The sequence below is a fragment of the Adlercreutzia aquisgranensis genome, assembly GCF_943193145.1.
Lineage (GTDB): Bacteria > Actinomycetota > Coriobacteriia > Coriobacteriales > Eggerthellaceae > Xiamenia > Xiamenia aquisgranensis.
Genome location: NZ_CALPDA010000004.1, coordinates 68,692 through 82,654, shown reverse-complemented (window position 1 = coordinate 82,654; position 13,963 = coordinate 68,692). Strand labels below are relative to the sequence as shown.

Here is a 13,963-nt window from a genome sequence, read left to right as displayed (position 1 = left end):
ATACAGCTCCTTAATCCTTCTTCTTGAAACGCAGCTCGATAGGGGTGCCCGTCAGGTCGAACTGCTGCCGCATGCGGTTCTCCAGGAAGCGCTCGAAGTTGTCGGTCACCAAGTCGGGCCGGTTCACGAAGAAGGTGAAGCGCGGCGGGCAGGAGGCGGTCTGCGTGACGTACTTCATGCGCAGGATGGCCTTGCCCTGGCTGACCGTATGCCCGCTCTCCCGGATCTGGGCGAGCCAACCGTTCAGAGCCGAGGTGGGAATGGTCTTGGAATAGCTTGCGTAGGCCGCGTCCACAGCCTCCCAGATGCGGTGGACGTTCTTGCCCGTGAGCGCCGATATGGCGATTACCGGCGCATAGCCGACGAACGTCATGCGATCGGCTATGCGCTCGCGGATCTGGGCCTTGCGCTCGGGACCGTCAACCGCGTCCCACTTGTTCAGCACGATGACCATGGCGCAGCCCCGCTCGTGGGCGTAGCCGGCGACGCGCTGGTCCTCGTTGGTCATTCCCAAGGTGCCGTCGATGACCAGCAGCGCCACGTCGGCGCGGTCGATGGCCCGCATGGCGCGCACGAACCCGTAGTACTCCACGTCCTGGTCGATCTGGCTCTTGCGGCGAAGCCCAGCGGTGTCCACGATGGTGTAGGGCACGCCGTCGTGGACCACATGGGTGTCGATGGCATCGCGGGTGGTTCCCGCCACGTCGGAGACGATGGAGCGCTCGCCCGAGGTCAGCTGGTTGGTAAGCGAGCTCTTGCCGGCGTTGGGGCGGCCGATGATGGCGACGTTGATGCCCTCTTCCTCGTCGGCGCCGGCCGGCAGCTCCACGGTGCGCAGAACCGCCACCAGCTCGTCGAGCAAGTCCCCCGTGCCGTGGCCGTGCAGGGCCGATATGGGCCAGGGATCGCCCAGGCCCAGCTGGTAGAACTCCCACATCTCGTCGGAGCGTCCCGGGTGGTCGAGCTTGTTCACAACCAGAAAGACCGGCTTGTTGGTCTTTCGCAGGATGCGGGCCACTTCCTCGTCGTCGGCGTTGATGCCCGTGCGCCCATCGACCAGAAACACGATGGCGTCGGCCTCGTTGGCGCCGGCGAAGGCCTGGCTGCGGATGGACCCTTGGAAAGCGTCGTCGTCGCCCATCTCGATACCGCCGGTGTCGACGAGCTTGAATTCCAGGCCGTTCCAGTCGGCGTTGTGGTAGGAGCGGTCTCGGGTGACGCCGCGCATTTCGTGGACGATGGCGTCGTCGACTTGGGCGATGCGGTTCACGAACGTGGACTTGCCGACGTTCGGACGCCCCACCACCGCTACGATGGGCATGGTCATGGGCTACCTCTTTCTAGGAAGCCGCAGTCGAGAGGCGCCCGATTGCGGCGATGATGTCCGGGAAGAACTCCGTCGGCGAACAGGATACCATGACAAGGTGAATCCCCGATTCGCCCGCAGCCTTCTCCATATCCGCAAGCGTGCGGCCGTCCAGGGTGAGGCCCTGGTCGTTGAACATGACGGAGGGGACGGCCACGATCGTCCGACCCGAATCAGGCCCCTCGCAACCGCCGGACGAAGCGAGCGCGGTCACGGCATCCACGACGTCGCAGGCGCACAGCAGCCCCGTGACGTCGACGTTTCCTCCGAAGTAGCGGTTCTCGACGTAAAGCGGCGCCAGGCGCTCGGCGGCGCGGGAGCCGGCGATAAGGTCGCCGAAGTAGGGCGCCATGGCGAAGCCGGCCACGAGACGCACCGAAACGCCGGCAGCGTCGGCCTTCCGGGAGAGGAGGTCGTCAAGCCCCTGCGCGCAGGCCTCTTCCCAGCCGTCGACGCAGGTGCGCACAATGCCCACGCCGTCCTCGAACATCTCGAAGTCGCCGTAGAAGGTGGCGGGGGGCAGCGCTTGCAGCACATGGCGGCCATAAGCGTTCAGGTAGAACTCGTCGGCGGCGAACACCCAGCCCTGCCCGCGCTCGGCCAAGGCCCGCCGCTGGAAGGGGGCGAGCTGCTCGAGCACGGCGAGCGCGGCATCGGGCCGGTCGAAGCTCTCGGCGAAGAAGCCCTGGTGCTTCGTGTACCCCAAGGGCACCACGCACACGTCCAGGATGCCCTCGCGCTCGTAGGCCCATTCCAGCGTGCGCCCCAGCACCTCCCCGTCGTTTTCGCCGGGCACCAGCACGATCTGCGCGTGCACCTGGATGCCCTGGGCCAGAAGCCGTTCCAGCACCTCGATGCCGTGCTGGGCATGGCGCCCTATCATGGCGCGACGAACATCGGGGTCGGACACGTGCAGCGAGAAGCGCAGCGGGGATATGGCCTGCTCCACGATGCGCCGCTCGTCCTCGGGGCGAACGTTGGTGAAGGTGACGAAGGTCCCGCACAGAAAGCTCAGGCGGTAGTCGTCGTCGCGCAGGGTAAGGGAAGCGCGCGCATCGGCGGGAAGCTGGCGCATGAAGCAGAAGGAGCAGGCGTTGCGACACTGGCGCACCGAGTCGAACACCACCCCGTCGAATTCGAATCCCCAGCTCTCCCCCGGCTCGCGCCACAGCTCGCAGACGCCTTCCTCACCGTCGCCGTCGATGTATCCCACGGCGATCTCGTCTTCCGCCGAAAGCCACCGCCAGTCGATGAGGTCCCGAAGCGGCTGGCCGTCGACGGAGGTCAGGAAGCACCCGGGCGTGAAGCCGGCGTCGTCGGCGGGCGAACCGGGAGCCACGGCGACGACGCGCGCCCGCGCAGGTCGCGGCACCCGGCAAGCAGGCCGCCCTTCCTGCGACCGGACGACTTGTCCGTCGGCGACGGCCTGCCGCTCGATGTCCCTGCCCGGGTAGACTGCCATAACCTAGAAGCCCTCCAGGCGACCGCATACGGCGGCGATCTGGGACTCCGGCGTGGAGGCACCGGCGGTCACGCCCACGGTGGCGCATCCGGAGAACCAAGCCGGGTCCAGCTCGTCGGCCGATTCCACATGGAAGCTGCGAGGGCATGCCGCCTCGCAGATCTCGAACAGGCGCGTGGTGTTCGACGAATTGCGCCCGCCGATGACCACCATGGCATCCACGGTGCTGCCGAGGGCGGCCGCATAGTCCTGCCGCGAACGGGTAGCGGAGCAGATAGTGTTCTTGACCTGCGGATCGAGCCCGCGCCTTTTCAGCTCCTCCACCACGGAGGAAAGGTTTTCCTTCATCTGGGTGGTCTGGGACACCACCCCCACCGGATCGCTTACGTCATCGGGGATGCTGCGGGCGTCGGCCACCACGTCCACGCGGCCGCCGGCCTCCTGGGCGTAGGCCACCAGGCTCTCCACTTCGGGATGGCCCGCCTCCCCTACCACGACCACGCGGCAACCCTGGGAGGCCAGCTCGGCGGCGGCGTTCTGGGCCCGCGACACGTGGGGGCAGGTAGCGTCCACCACCGCAAAGTCGAGCCGCTCGAGCGAGCGGCGCGTAGCCGGGGTGACCCCGTGGCTGCGGATGACAACGGTGCCGGCCCTCCCTGCAAGCTCGTCGACGCCGGCCACGACGCGCGCCCCGCGCGCCTCGAGCTCCGACACTACCTGGGGGTTGTGGATGAGCGGACCTAGGGTGTAGACGCACCCGCCCTCCTCGACGACGTGCTGCGCCAGGTCGAGCGCCCGCTGCACGCCGTAGCAGGCCCCTGCCTTCTCGGCTCGTACAACCTTCATGGTCGGCCCCTCCCTTAGGCTGCGTCGACTTCCAGCAAGGCCAGCACCTCGGCCGTGGTCCTGCGCGGGATCGGATGCTCGGCGAACAGCGGCGCGTAATCCCGGGTATCGGGGAACAGCTCGGCCATGTCAACCTGTTCCGGAGCCGTGCGGTAAAACAGCGCGAAGCATTCCCGCATGACGTACCACGAGCAAGCCTCCAGACGGTCGGCCTTCTCGACGAAGTCGAAGTCCGACAGAAGCACCGGGCTGCCGTACTCCACGGTCACTTTCGGAAAGCGCAGGCGCTGGCCCTTCTGCTTCACCTTCTCGGCATCGCGCACGGTCATGGGCAGCAGCGGCGCATTGCCCCTCTTGGCCACCAGGGCCGCGCCGGCATGCAGCTCGGGAGCCTTGCCGCTCTTGCCGCGGCGCGTGCCCTCGGGCATGATGCCCACCACCTCGTCGTCCTTCAGCATGCGGGCCGCCCGTTTGATGGCGGTCCGGTCGGCGCTGTCGCGGCGAACGGGGAAGGCCCCCACCCGCGAGATGATCCAGCCGAGCAAGCCGTGGGCCTTCCCGAACAGGCTGTCGCGGCCCATGAAGCGGGTCCATTGGCCGGGCATGCCCGCGATGAACATGAACACCACGTCCAGAAACGAGGTGTGGTTGCCCACCACCACCACGCCGTGCCTCCCCTTGAAGCCCCTCAGACTCTCCCGGTTGTCCACGCGGTAGCGGAACAGCACCTTGCACAGAAACGCCAGCACGCCGAACAGGATGAGCCCAGCCCAATGGGGTATCTGCCCCTTCTTCTGGGCGCCCCCAAGCGGGCGGTCCCACATCTGCTGCTGCGAGAGGAACAGGCCCATGCTATGCCTCCGTCGCGAAGCGCTCTCGCTCCTGCGCTTGGCGCGCCAGGTCGCAGATACGGTCGATGATGTCTTCGATGTAGGTGCCCGTCGAGTTGATCTCGACGGCATCGTCAGCCTTGACCAGCGGAGAGGTGGCCCGCGACGAATCAGCCTCGTCGCGGCGCACGATGTCGGCGAGCACTTCCTCGTAGTCGATGGACCCCACGCCGCGGTCGACGTTCTGGCGCACGCGGCGGTGCGCCCGCTCCTCGGCCGAGGCGGTCAGAAACACCTTGGCCGGCGACTCGGGGAACACGCAGGTGCCGATGTCCCTTCCCTCCACCACGTAATCGCCGCCGCGCCCGATGCGCTGCTGCTGGGCCACCATGGCCTCGCGGACGGAAGGAGCTGCCGACACGGGGCTTACCGCCTTGTCGATCTGGGCCGTTCGAATGGCGTCGGTCACATCGACGCCGTCGACGAGCACCCGTCGCGGCAGCGGGTCGCCCGGCTCGTGGCCGAACTCGATGGTGCAGCGGCGCGCCAGCTGCCCCAAGGACCCCTCGTCGGCCAGGTCGACCCCTTCCTGCAGCGCCAGCCACGCCACGGCGCGGTACATCGCGCCGGTGTCGAGGCAGGAATAGCCGAGATTTCGGGCGACCGCCTTGGCGACGGTGGATTTTCCGGCCCCGGACGGGCCGTCGATGGCTACGATCATGACGCCAACCTTTCGATGTCGTTGATGAACCCGGGGTAGCTGACCGACACGCAGCCGAAATCCCTCACGCTCACGGGCTCGTTGCCGCACAAACCGGCAAGGGCCCAGGTCATGGCGAGGCGATGGTCGCCTCCCGTGTCGAAGGAAAGGCCTGCGGGCGGATGCAGGCCCGGCTGCCCCTCTATGAACAGGTCGTCGCCTTCCTCCCAGGCGTCCACGCCCATGAGCGCAAGCCCCTCGATCACGGCGCGAAGCCGGTCGGTCTCTTTCACGCGAAGCTCTCCCACCTGGCGAAACACCGTGATTCCCGCAGCATGGGCAGCCACGAGGGACAGCACCGGAATCTCGTCGACGATGGAGGCGATCTTGCTCGCGGGCACCTCGCAACCCCGCAAGCGCGCCGTGAAGCGGGCGGTTATCGTGCCCACCGGCTCCTTGCCCACATGCTTGACCACGCTGACGGAAACGTCGGCACCCATGCGCTCCAAGGTGCGGACGAACCCTATGCGCGTGGGATTGAGGCTGACGTCGGTGATCTCCACCGCGCTTTCCGGCTTGAGCAGGGCCGCGCAGACGAGAAAGGCCGCGGACGAGGGGTCGCCCGGTACGTCCAAGGCGCACGCCCTGGGCGTGGCGGGCCCGGTGACGGCCGCCTCGCGCTCGCCGGCCATGGTAGGCACGCCGAACTGAGGCAGCATCAGCTCCGTATGGTTGCGCGAGGGAGCCGGCTCCACCACCGACGTCTCGCCGTGCGCGTAGATTCCGGCCAGAAGGATCGCGGACTTCAACTGCGCCGAGGCCATGGGCGACTCGTAGTGCAGCGGCGCAAGCGACGCGCATCCGCGCTCGGTCAGCGGCAGGTGCTCCCGACCGGCCGGGAAGAACTCGGCCCCCATCTTCATGAGCGGGGCCGTTATCCGGCGCATGGGCCTGCTCTGCAGCGAGCTGTCGCCGGTGAGGGTGACCTCTACATCCCACGGGGCGATCACCCCCATGAGCAGACGGGCGGTGGTGCCGGAATTGCCGCAGTCTATGGGGCCGTCGGGCTGGCGGGGCCCGGCGCTTCCCCACCCCTCCACGGTGCCGGCCAGGCTGCCGTCGGGCTGGACGGCTAGGTCCGCCTTCGCGCCCAACGCCGTTACGGCTGCCACCGACGAGCGCACGTCCTGGGAGTCCAGCACGCCGCTTACCCGCGTGGTCCCCTCGGCCATGGCGCCGAAGAGCACGGCGCGATGCGACAGGGACTTGTCGCCCGGAACCCGGATCGAACCTTGCAGCGGGCGCCCGAGCGGACGTATGGTGCGCACCGATCCAGCCTGGTCGGCGGGGTCTTCGCGAACAGAGGCATCAACCGACATGGACATGCTCCTTTGCGGAAAGCGGCGAGAACGACACGGCGAAGCCCGCGTCGATGAGCTTGAAGGACAGCTGCCCCACGTCCCCTTCGTCGGTGAGCACCAGCGACAGCACGGCGCTCGACTCGGTGACGTGGTCGATCTCGATGGACTGGATGTTGCAGCCGACGGAGCTGGCGATGGTAGTGACCTCGGCCACCACGCCCGGACGGTCGGTCATGGGAATGCGCACCTCCAGCAGCCGCTCCGTGGACGGGACCCAGGTGGCGGGAAGCGAGCGCCTCACCGAGGCCGCCTCGGCCAGAAGCGAGGTGAGCCCGGCTCGGTCGCCGGCGTCAAGAGAGTCCTTGAACTGCTGGATGATCTGCTGCATCTCGGAAAGGCCCTGGGACAGCGCCTGGCAATTATCGAAGGAGATGCCGCACCACAGCTCCGGAGAGCCTGCGGCGATGCGGGTGGAGTCCTTGAATCCGCCGGCGGCCAGGCGCATGAGGGAGCGCTGCTCGTCGGCATGGCGGCTGGCAAGCTGCACCAGGGACGAGGCGACGATGTGGGGCACATGGCTCACCACCGCGATTGCGTTGTCGTGGTCGGCGCGGGGCAGCGAGACCACGCGAGCGCCCAGCCCCGTCACCAGCTCGTGAAGCGATGCGAACAGGTCGGGGTCGGTGGCCTCGTCGGGGCATAGGATCCAGTGTGCCCCCTCGAACAGATCGGCGCGCGAGCCCTCGATGCCGTTCACCTCGGAACCGGCCATGGGATGCCCCGGGATGTAGCGCTCGGGATAGGGCAGCACCTCGTCGGCAAGCTTCGAGATGCTGGTCTTCGTCGAAAGGGTGTCGGTGATAAGCCCCTGAAAGGACCATTGTGCGAGCAAGCCCAGGTAGGTGCGCGCCTCGTCCACGGGGACCGCCAGAATCACCAAGTCGGCCTCGTCCTCCACGAACGCACGGAACGCCGGGTCGCCCGGCAGCACCGCGATTTGCGCGATTTCCAGCTCCCGAGCCTTGCGGCAGGCGTCGGCGCTGGCGTCCACGGCGAGGATGCGCACATCGGGGTCGGCCTTCAGGACGGCGCGGGCGATGGAGGCGCCGATAAGCCCGAAGCCCACGATGGCTATGGACCCGAATCGACGTTTTCCCGATTCGGGGAGAGCAGATGGTTCCATGGGTGTTCCGATTTCCTTCGTGCTAAACGCAAGCAGGTGTTCCAAGCTGAGCGGATATTCTAGCACGCCCTATCGGGAAGGCGCCCCGTGGGCCAGGGCACCTTCCAATTCGCACAGCTCGTCGGCTGAAAGCTCTCGCCAGTCGCCCTGGGCGAGGCTCCCCAGCCCCAGCGGGCCGAACCGCTCGCGATGCAGCGCGAGCACCGGGTGCCCGACCGCAGCAAGCATGCGCTTGACCTGGTGCTTTCTGCCTTCGCTCAGCACCAGGCGCACGACCGAGCGATTCTTGCGGCGCGCCTCCGCCAGCATCCTGCGCCGCTCGCCGGTGCCGGAGGGGGCGCCATCTTCGGGCACGGCCAGCAACGCTAGGGCCGCCTCGGCCTCCTGTCCCGCCAGCAGCTCCGCCCGGGCGGGCGCCGTCATGCCGTCGTCCAGCAGCACCCCTTCGCGCAAACGCTCGAGCGCGCCTTCGGAGGGCGCGCCGTCCACGCAGGCAAGATAGCTTTTCGACACATGATGGCTCGGATGCAGAAGCCCATGGCCCAACCGCCCGTCGGTGGAGAAGAGCAGAAGCCCCGTGGTGTCGCCGTCCAACCGGCCGATCGGGTACAGCCCGGGATAGCGGTCCACGGGGACCAGCTGGGCCACGGTGGGGCGCCCCCGGGGGTCGTCCATGGTGGTGAGCACCCCGGCGGGCTTGTGCAGCATCAGCGTGACAGGGGCCGATCCCCACTTGACCGGCAGCCCGTCCACCGCAACCTCGTCGCAGCGCGGGTCCACCTTGCTGCCCAGCTCGGTGACCACGGCGCCGTTGACCGTCACGCGCCCTGCCGTCATCAGGTTCTCGGACCCCCGCCGGGAGGCGACGCCGGCGCGGGCGAGGAACCGCTGCAGGCGCATGGGGTACACCGTCTCCGCCTCCCCGCAAAAGCCTGCCGCAGCCTGCGCGGGAAGATCGACCTCGCTACTCATCGCCGCCGTCCCCATCGGCCTCGTCGAAGATACCGCGCATTTCCCGGGGAAGCGTATCGACCGACACTTTCTCGGTCAGCCCGAGGCCCGAGGTAAGGGCCTCTACCAGCAACGAGCCCGGCACGCCGTCGGCCAAGGCCACCTCGAAGCCCTCGTCGTCTTCGGAGAACACGAAGCCCGCCAGCGGGTCGGCGCCCGGTTCGGACGCCGAGGCAAGGTCGGGAAGCTCCAGGGGTTCCGCCGGCCGCTCCGGAACAGCCGCAGCTCGCACGCCCTCTGCAGAAGCGGCGACGGACGTCTCCGGAAGCCCGAGGTCGGCGTCGGCAGGCGCACCCTCTTCGACGACGGGAGCCGGGGAGGCAGCGGAGAGCCGCTCGCGGATAAGCTTCCTCGTCTCCTCGTCGGGGGCGTACAGCTCAAGCGGCGGAAGGTCTGCGGCGCTCGCGAGGCCGAAACGTTCCAGGAACGCCTTCGTGGTCCCGTACAGGCCGGGGTTGCCCGGCGCATCGGCCACGCCCACCTCGCGCACGAGCCCTTTCTCCACCAGCGAGCTTACGGGGCTGTCGGAGTTCACGCCGCGCACCGATGCTACCTGGGCCCTGGTAACCGGCTGCAGGTAGGCGACCACGGCCAGCGTTTCCAGGGCAGCCTGGGAGAGCTTGCGCGTATCCCACGACACCACGTAGCGCTCGACCAGATGATGGTAGACGGGACTCGTGAACAGGCGCCAGCCGCCGGCCACCTCGCGCAGCACCACCCCGCTGCCGTCGAGCCGCCGACGCTGCTGAAGCGTCTCCAGGGCAAACGCGACGGCATCGCCTTCCGCGCCCGTCATCTCGCGCAAAGTCGCAGCGCGCACGGGCGCATCCGACACGAACAGCAGCGCCTCCACGGCGCCCATCAGGTCCTCGAGCGACGACAGCTCGCCGAAGCGGCCTTCCGCCCCGCCGCACCCGTCACCGGCCGCGGCAAGCTCGGCAGCCTCGGCCGGCGCACCGTCCGCATCCTGCCAAACCTCTCCCCGCAAAGGCTCGTCCATCACGATTCCTCTCCCGCAGAGGTGAACCCGCCTTCGAACGCCAGGTCGACGGGCCCGTCATGCTCCACGTAGGTAACGGTTATGTCCCCGAAGGGATGACGCTGCGCCACGTTGACCAGGTCGCGCTTGAAGAGCTCCAGCACCGCCAGAAACGACACCACGACGATGGCCGTGGGCGCATCGGGCCCCACCAGCTGGCTGAAGCTGGCGTGCTTCTCCTGCGCGATTCTGCCATAGAGGGAGCGCACGTACTTCTCCAGGGGAATGGGCTTTGCGGCGATATGCTCCGATTCCAGCAGAAACACCTCGCGCCGGGCCAGGCAGGCCGCCGCCCGCATGCCAAGATCGTCGAGCGTGGTCTGGCGCAGGAAGTCCGGCAGCACCGCCAGGAACTGCGGGTCGGGCCCGAAGGGGCGCGGATGCAGCTTGAGCGCATCGTCGAGCATCCCGTCCATGGCGGCGGCGGCGTTCTTGAACTGCTTGTAGCGAACCAGCCGCTCGGCGAGCACCTCCCTGGCCTGTTCGTCAGTAAGCTCCTCGAGCTCCCGCATATCGGCGGAGACGGGCTTGGGCAGCAGGCTTTCCGCCTTGATCTGCAGAAGCGTTGATGCCACCAGCAGAAAGTCGCTGGCCACGTCCAGGTCGAGCCGCTCCATGCGCCCGAGCTCCTCCAGGAACTGGTCGGCGATCTGGGATATGGACACCGATCCGATGGCCACCTTCTGGCGGCTCACCAGCCGCAGCAGCAGGTCGAAGGGACCCTCGAAGCTGTCGATGGAAACCTTGAAGGCCATGACCGTCCCACGCTCAGCGAGCCGCGGAGAACAGCAGGTCGAAGAGGTTGCCCGCCGTGGCGTCCAGGTAGATGCCGAAGGGGTTCACGTGCAGGACGTAGGGCAGCAGGATGGCCACCACCATGAAGATGGGGAACGCGTAGCGCTGCACCTGGTAGTACTTGGGCAGGTACTTCACCGGAAGGAAGAACGCGAAGATGGAGGAGCCGTCCAGGGGCGGTATGGGCAGCAGATTGAAGAACATGAGGTAGAGGTTTATCAGGCTGAACATGGGCAGGAACATGGTGAAGAAGTAGAACAGGACCGTGTTAGACACCAGCACGGAGGACGGAACCAGGTAGGATATGGCCGTGTAGACGACGGCGCCGAGGATCGCCATGACGAGGTTGGCCGAAGGACCGGCAAGCCCCACGATGAGGTCGCCCTTGCGCGGATCCTTGAAGTAGGACGGGTTGTAGGGAACCGGCTTCGCGTAACCGAAAACCGGCATGTTCATGATCATGAGCATAAGCGGCATGAGCACGGTGCCGAACGGGTCGATGTGCTTGAGGGGATTGAGGGAGAGCCTGCCGGCGCGCTTGGCCGTGGGGTCGCCCAGCCGATAGGCCGCATAGCCGTGCATGACCTCGTGAAACACGATGGCTGGCACGAAGCTTAGGATGGAGCAGGCGTAGTATGCTATCTCGTTTTCGCTCATAGGGTGCAGTCTATCCTATCCCGCCGCAGACGCAGGGCTGGGCGCTTTCGTTTCCACAATACTGCGAAACGGCTGCGGCGGGCGAAGGCGGCTGCAGCGATCAGAAGCCGTAGGGCTCCTCGGAGAGGATGACCGAGTTGTACAGGTTGATGGTCTCCAGCGACGGGTTGATGCCCAGGTTGTCGGCAAGGTAGCGCCGGCAGGAGAAATAGGTATCCATGGCGGGCTTGCGCTGCCCGGCGCCTATCTGGGCACGCATGAGGGCTACGTAGGCATCCTCGCGGCTGGCGTCCCGGGACACAGCCATGCGCCCGAACCAAAGCGCCTCGGCGAAGCTGCCGGAATCCACCAGCCGGTTCGTCGCGCACACCAGCGCGTCCACCAGACGGTCGCGGTACTGGGATCGCAGGCGCAGGATGACGAGGTTGCTCTCCTCGCTGGGGAGCAGCTCCCCCGACAGGGCCGTGCTCAGCTGGCCGTGAAGCCCCGCCCATCCTCCGTAGCCAGGCTTCTCGAACAGCAGCGCATGGCACACGTCGTCGAACAGCTCCAGGTCGGTGGCTATAAGGCTGCTGTCCACGCTGAGGGCCTGCTGCTGGCGGACGAGGTACGGGCAGCCTCCCCCTTCCAAGGACAGCGCTTTTTTCAGCGAGCTCCAGTTGCAGTACAGGTTGCGCCTGCCCGATTCCACGGAGGATTCCGGCCACAGAAGCTCCACCAGCTTGTCCCGCGTAAGCTCGTGCCCACGATTGAGCACCAGAAGAGCCAGCAGCGTCTTGGTCTTCTGGCGCGCGAAGCGCTGAGGAGACACCTTCTGCGAGCCGATGCTCACGTCCAGGCCACCGAAGAGGTTGACGGTGAGGACCGGAGCCCATGGCTTGGCCGAGGCGGCGTCGATCCGCTCCCGCGTCCCCTCGGCCGCCCCGCCGCGCCTCTGCCGCCGCGGGGCATCCCGCCGCTCCTCTGCCCGTGCCGCCAAAGCGCGCCTGCGCTGATCGTACAGGCCCAGCTCCACCCCGTGGCAGCCCTGGGCGATACCGGGAGGCACGCGCACCGGGGAAAGCCCGCTTTCCAACGTCAGGCCCAGCGCTCGGCATGCCATGGCCTCGGGAAACGGGGCCGACCCCGAACCGTCGCAGAGCAGGCCGACCATGCCGGCGCACATGTCGTCGAGCGGGCGCCCGACTCCGATGCCGAACGGCTCGGCCTGTGCGGCTGCTTCCTCCCCCTTCCGCTCGGCCGCCGCCTCCAGCACCCAGGCGCCCAGCAGAAGCAGCGACGAGCGTCCCGCCTTCTCCCGGAGCGAGAGCCACTCGGACGCCGCGCAGGCGCAGCCCTGCGAAGCGGCAGCGATGACGCGATAGGCGCGGGCCAAATCGCCGTGCTGCCGAGAGGCCCTCGATCCGGACCCGTCGCAGCGCGCGTCCTCGAGCGCCTCCGCAGCGCGCTCGAACGCCTCGGGCATCCAACGGCCGTGGAAGCGTGCGACCTGCGCGAGCAGCCGGGCCACGGCGTCGCAAGAGCCCCTGAAGGGCGGCGCGTCGGGCGGCTCCTCGGCGGTATCCGGCGGAAACTCCAGGTAGGCGCTGCGCACCTCCTGGTCGACCAGCAGCTCCTTGCGGGACGCGCGCGCGGCGCGCGTCAAGGATCCGAACAGGTCCGATGCCGGCAGCAGGCACCCCCGGTCGAGCAGCTCCGAGGCGTTGCGGGCAAGCCATTCGGCGCGCTTGACCTGCGCCAGGAACGCTTGGGCGACCCCGCAGGCGCGCTCGCAGCGTCCCTGCGCCATCAGGCGGTCGGCCACGCGCTCCGCCAACCCGTCGATGCTCTTCCCCTCGCAGCAGAAGGCCAGCTCGGCGAGGTGCGACCTGAAGGCCCGATGCACCTCGGCGGGCGCGAACGGCGCAGACTCGAAGCTTCCCAGATCCTCTTCGACGCCCAGAAGAGGATAGCGTTTGCGCAGGCGGGAGGCCAGAGGCTCTCCGTCGAGAGTGATGTCGCCCCATTCGTCGAGGCCTCCCTCACCCAGAAGGAGCATGGCCAGCACCGACAGCCGTTCGCGAGGGTCGGACACCTCGGCGGCCAGCAGCTCCAGCCGCAGCACGGCCTGCGACGGCGCGCCCCAGGCGAAGCCCGCCACCCGGCGAGAGCCGCGGGGCATCTGGGCCAAGGCCATCTGCGCCGCCGGCGCCAGCGCGTCGAACTCGTCGTCGGAAAGCAGCAGATCGGACGCGTCCAGCAGCACCCGGTCGGTCTGGCGGGCGAACACGTCCGCATCGGGGGCGCAGGCCACCACCATCTCCCCTCCCGCATCGATGACCGCGTCTATAGCCGCTTCGAAGCGCTCGGCCCTGTCGGAATCCAGCACGGGCACGTCGTCGACCACCAGCAGGAAGGGCTTCTCGGAAATCGACCCCACCTTGCGCGCGATGGTGCCGTTGTCGAGATCCCTCAGAAAGCACGGGCTCTTCCCGTCGAGCCAGAACACGTTGCGAAGCGAGAACACCGTCTCGGCGTAGTCCAAGGCAAGCGACGTCTTGCCCGACCCGGCAGGCGCCACGATGAAGCGCGGAACCCGCCGCTCGCGCAGAAGGCGCGAGACATGGGCCGGCCTCGACAGCAGGCTCAGCGAGACCAGATGCGGCGGACGAACTCCGGCGCACGCCGATTGGGAAACGTAGGTCGGCATAGCGATCACCCCCGTTGAATAAGC

General features: G+C 67.8%; 12 protein-coding genes. All 12 read right to left on the bottom strand.

Translation table 11 applies throughout. The features are described 5' to 3' along the window. Window positions 1-10: 10 nt before the first annotated feature. Entirely contained in the window at window positions 11-1,327 is a 1,317-nt protein-coding gene (gene der / locus NFR41_RS03340; protein ID WP_160212447.1) for a ribosome biogenesis GTPase Der, read from the bottom strand. A 13-nt stretch (window positions 1,328-1,340) separates the two neighbouring features. Next, window positions 1,341-2,828 (bottom strand): DUF512 domain-containing protein, encoded by a 1,488-nt coding sequence (locus NFR41_RS03335; protein WP_160212446.1) that lies wholly within the window; start codon window positions 2,826-2,828, stop codon window positions 1,341-1,343. Window positions 2,829-2,831: 3 nt separating this feature from the next. Further along, window positions 2,832-3,674 carry a 4-hydroxy-3-methylbut-2-enyl diphosphate reductase gene (gene ispH, locus NFR41_RS03330; protein ID WP_160212445.1) on the bottom strand — a complete coding sequence of 281 codons (843 nt, stop codon included), beginning with the start codon at window positions 3,672-3,674 and terminating at the stop codon, window positions 2,832-2,834. A 14-nt stretch (window positions 3,675-3,688) separates the two neighbouring features. Next, the gene (locus tag NFR41_RS03325; RefSeq protein ID WP_251230709.1) at window positions 3,689-4,525 is read right to left on the bottom strand and encodes a lysophospholipid acyltransferase family protein; all 837 of its coding nucleotides are present in this window, start codon (window positions 4,523-4,525) and stop codon (window positions 3,689-3,691) included. 1 nt (window position 4,526) lies between these two features. Next, window positions 4,527-5,225: a (d)CMP kinase gene (cmk, locus tag NFR41_RS03320; protein WP_251230708.1), complete on the bottom strand. Its 699-nt coding sequence runs from the start codon at window positions 5,223-5,225 to the stop codon at window positions 4,527-4,529. Beyond that, window positions 5,222-6,583, bottom strand: coding sequence for a 3-phosphoshikimate 1-carboxyvinyltransferase (gene aroA, locus NFR41_RS03315; RefSeq protein ID WP_160212442.1), 1,362 nt, complete (start codon window positions 6,581-6,583; stop codon window positions 5,222-5,224). Before aroA ends, cmk begins: the two co-directional genes overlap by 4 nt. Then, window positions 6,573-7,748 carry a prephenate dehydrogenase/arogenate dehydrogenase family protein gene (locus NFR41_RS03310; RefSeq protein ID WP_251230707.1) on the bottom strand — a complete coding sequence of 392 codons (1,176 nt, stop codon included), beginning with the start codon at window positions 7,746-7,748 and terminating at the stop codon, window positions 6,573-6,575. The genes aroA and NFR41_RS03310 overlap by 11 nt, the downstream gene beginning before the upstream one ends. A 69-nt stretch (window positions 7,749-7,817) precedes the next feature. After that, the gene (locus NFR41_RS03305; protein WP_251230706.1) at window positions 7,818-8,720 is read right to left on the bottom strand and encodes a pseudouridine synthase; all 903 of its coding nucleotides are present in this window, start codon (window positions 8,718-8,720) and stop codon (window positions 7,818-7,820) included. Then, a complete protein-coding gene (gene scpB, locus NFR41_RS03300; RefSeq protein ID WP_251230705.1) occupies window positions 8,713-9,759 on the bottom strand; it encodes an SMC-Scp complex subunit ScpB in 1,047 nt (348 codons plus the stop codon). The genes NFR41_RS03305 and scpB overlap by 8 nt, the downstream gene beginning before the upstream one ends. Beyond that, window positions 9,759-10,553 (bottom strand): segregation and condensation protein A, encoded by a 795-nt coding sequence (locus NFR41_RS03295; protein WP_251230704.1) that lies wholly within the window; start codon window positions 10,551-10,553, stop codon window positions 9,759-9,761. The genes scpB and NFR41_RS03295 overlap by 1 nt, the downstream gene beginning before the upstream one ends. Before the next feature lie 13 nt (window positions 10,554-10,566). Then, window positions 10,567-11,250 (bottom strand): site-2 protease family protein, encoded by a 684-nt coding sequence (locus NFR41_RS03290; RefSeq protein WP_251230703.1) that lies wholly within the window; start codon window positions 11,248-11,250, stop codon window positions 10,567-10,569. Window positions 11,251-11,350: 100 nt separating this feature from the next. Continuing rightward, a complete protein-coding gene (locus tag NFR41_RS03285; RefSeq protein ID WP_251230702.1) occupies window positions 11,351-13,939 on the bottom strand; it encodes an AfsR/SARP family transcriptional regulator in 2,589 nt (862 codons plus the stop codon). Window positions 13,940-13,963: the final 24 nt, after the last annotated feature.

Excerpts from the sequence above, each read along its gene's own strand:
- der (WP_160212447.1), bottom strand. The coding sequence starts at position 1,327 with ATGACCATGCCCATCGTAGCGGTGGTGGGGCGTCCGAACGTCGGCAAG.
- NFR41_RS03335 (WP_160212446.1), bottom strand. The coding sequence starts at position 2,828 with ATGGCAGTCTACCCGGGCAGGGACATCGAGCGGCAGGCCGTCGCCGAC.
- ispH (WP_160212445.1), bottom strand. The coding sequence starts at position 3,674 with ATGAAGGTTGTACGAGCCGAGAAGGCAGGGGCCTGCTACGGCGTGCAG.
- NFR41_RS03325 (WP_251230709.1), bottom strand. The coding sequence starts at position 4,525 with ATGGGCCTGTTCCTCTCGCAGCAGCAGATGTGGGACCGCCCGCTTGGG.
- cmk (WP_251230708.1), bottom strand. The coding sequence starts at position 5,225 with ATGATCGTAGCCATCGACGGCCCGTCCGGGGCCGGAAAATCCACCGTC.
- aroA (WP_160212442.1), bottom strand. The coding sequence starts at position 6,583 with ATGTCGGTTGATGCCTCTGTTCGCGAAGACCCCGCCGACCAGGCTGGA.
- NFR41_RS03310 (WP_251230707.1), bottom strand. The coding sequence starts at position 7,748 with ATGGAACCATCTGCTCTCCCCGAATCGGGAAAACGTCGATTCGGGTCC.
- NFR41_RS03305 (WP_251230706.1), bottom strand. The coding sequence starts at position 8,720 with ATGAGTAGCGAGGTCGATCTTCCCGCGCAGGCTGCGGCAGGCTTTTGC.
- scpB (WP_251230705.1), bottom strand. The coding sequence starts at position 9,759 with ATGGACGAGCCTTTGCGGGGAGAGGTTTGGCAGGATGCGGACGGTGCG.
- NFR41_RS03295 (WP_251230704.1), bottom strand. The coding sequence starts at position 10,553 with ATGGCCTTCAAGGTTTCCATCGACAGCTTCGAGGGTCCCTTCGACCTG.
- NFR41_RS03290 (WP_251230703.1), bottom strand. The coding sequence starts at position 11,250 with ATGAGCGAAAACGAGATAGCATACTACGCCTGCTCCATCCTAAGCTTC.
- NFR41_RS03285 (WP_251230702.1), bottom strand. The coding sequence starts at position 13,939 with ATGCCGACCTACGTTTCCCAATCGGCGTGCGCCGGAGTTCGTCCGCCG.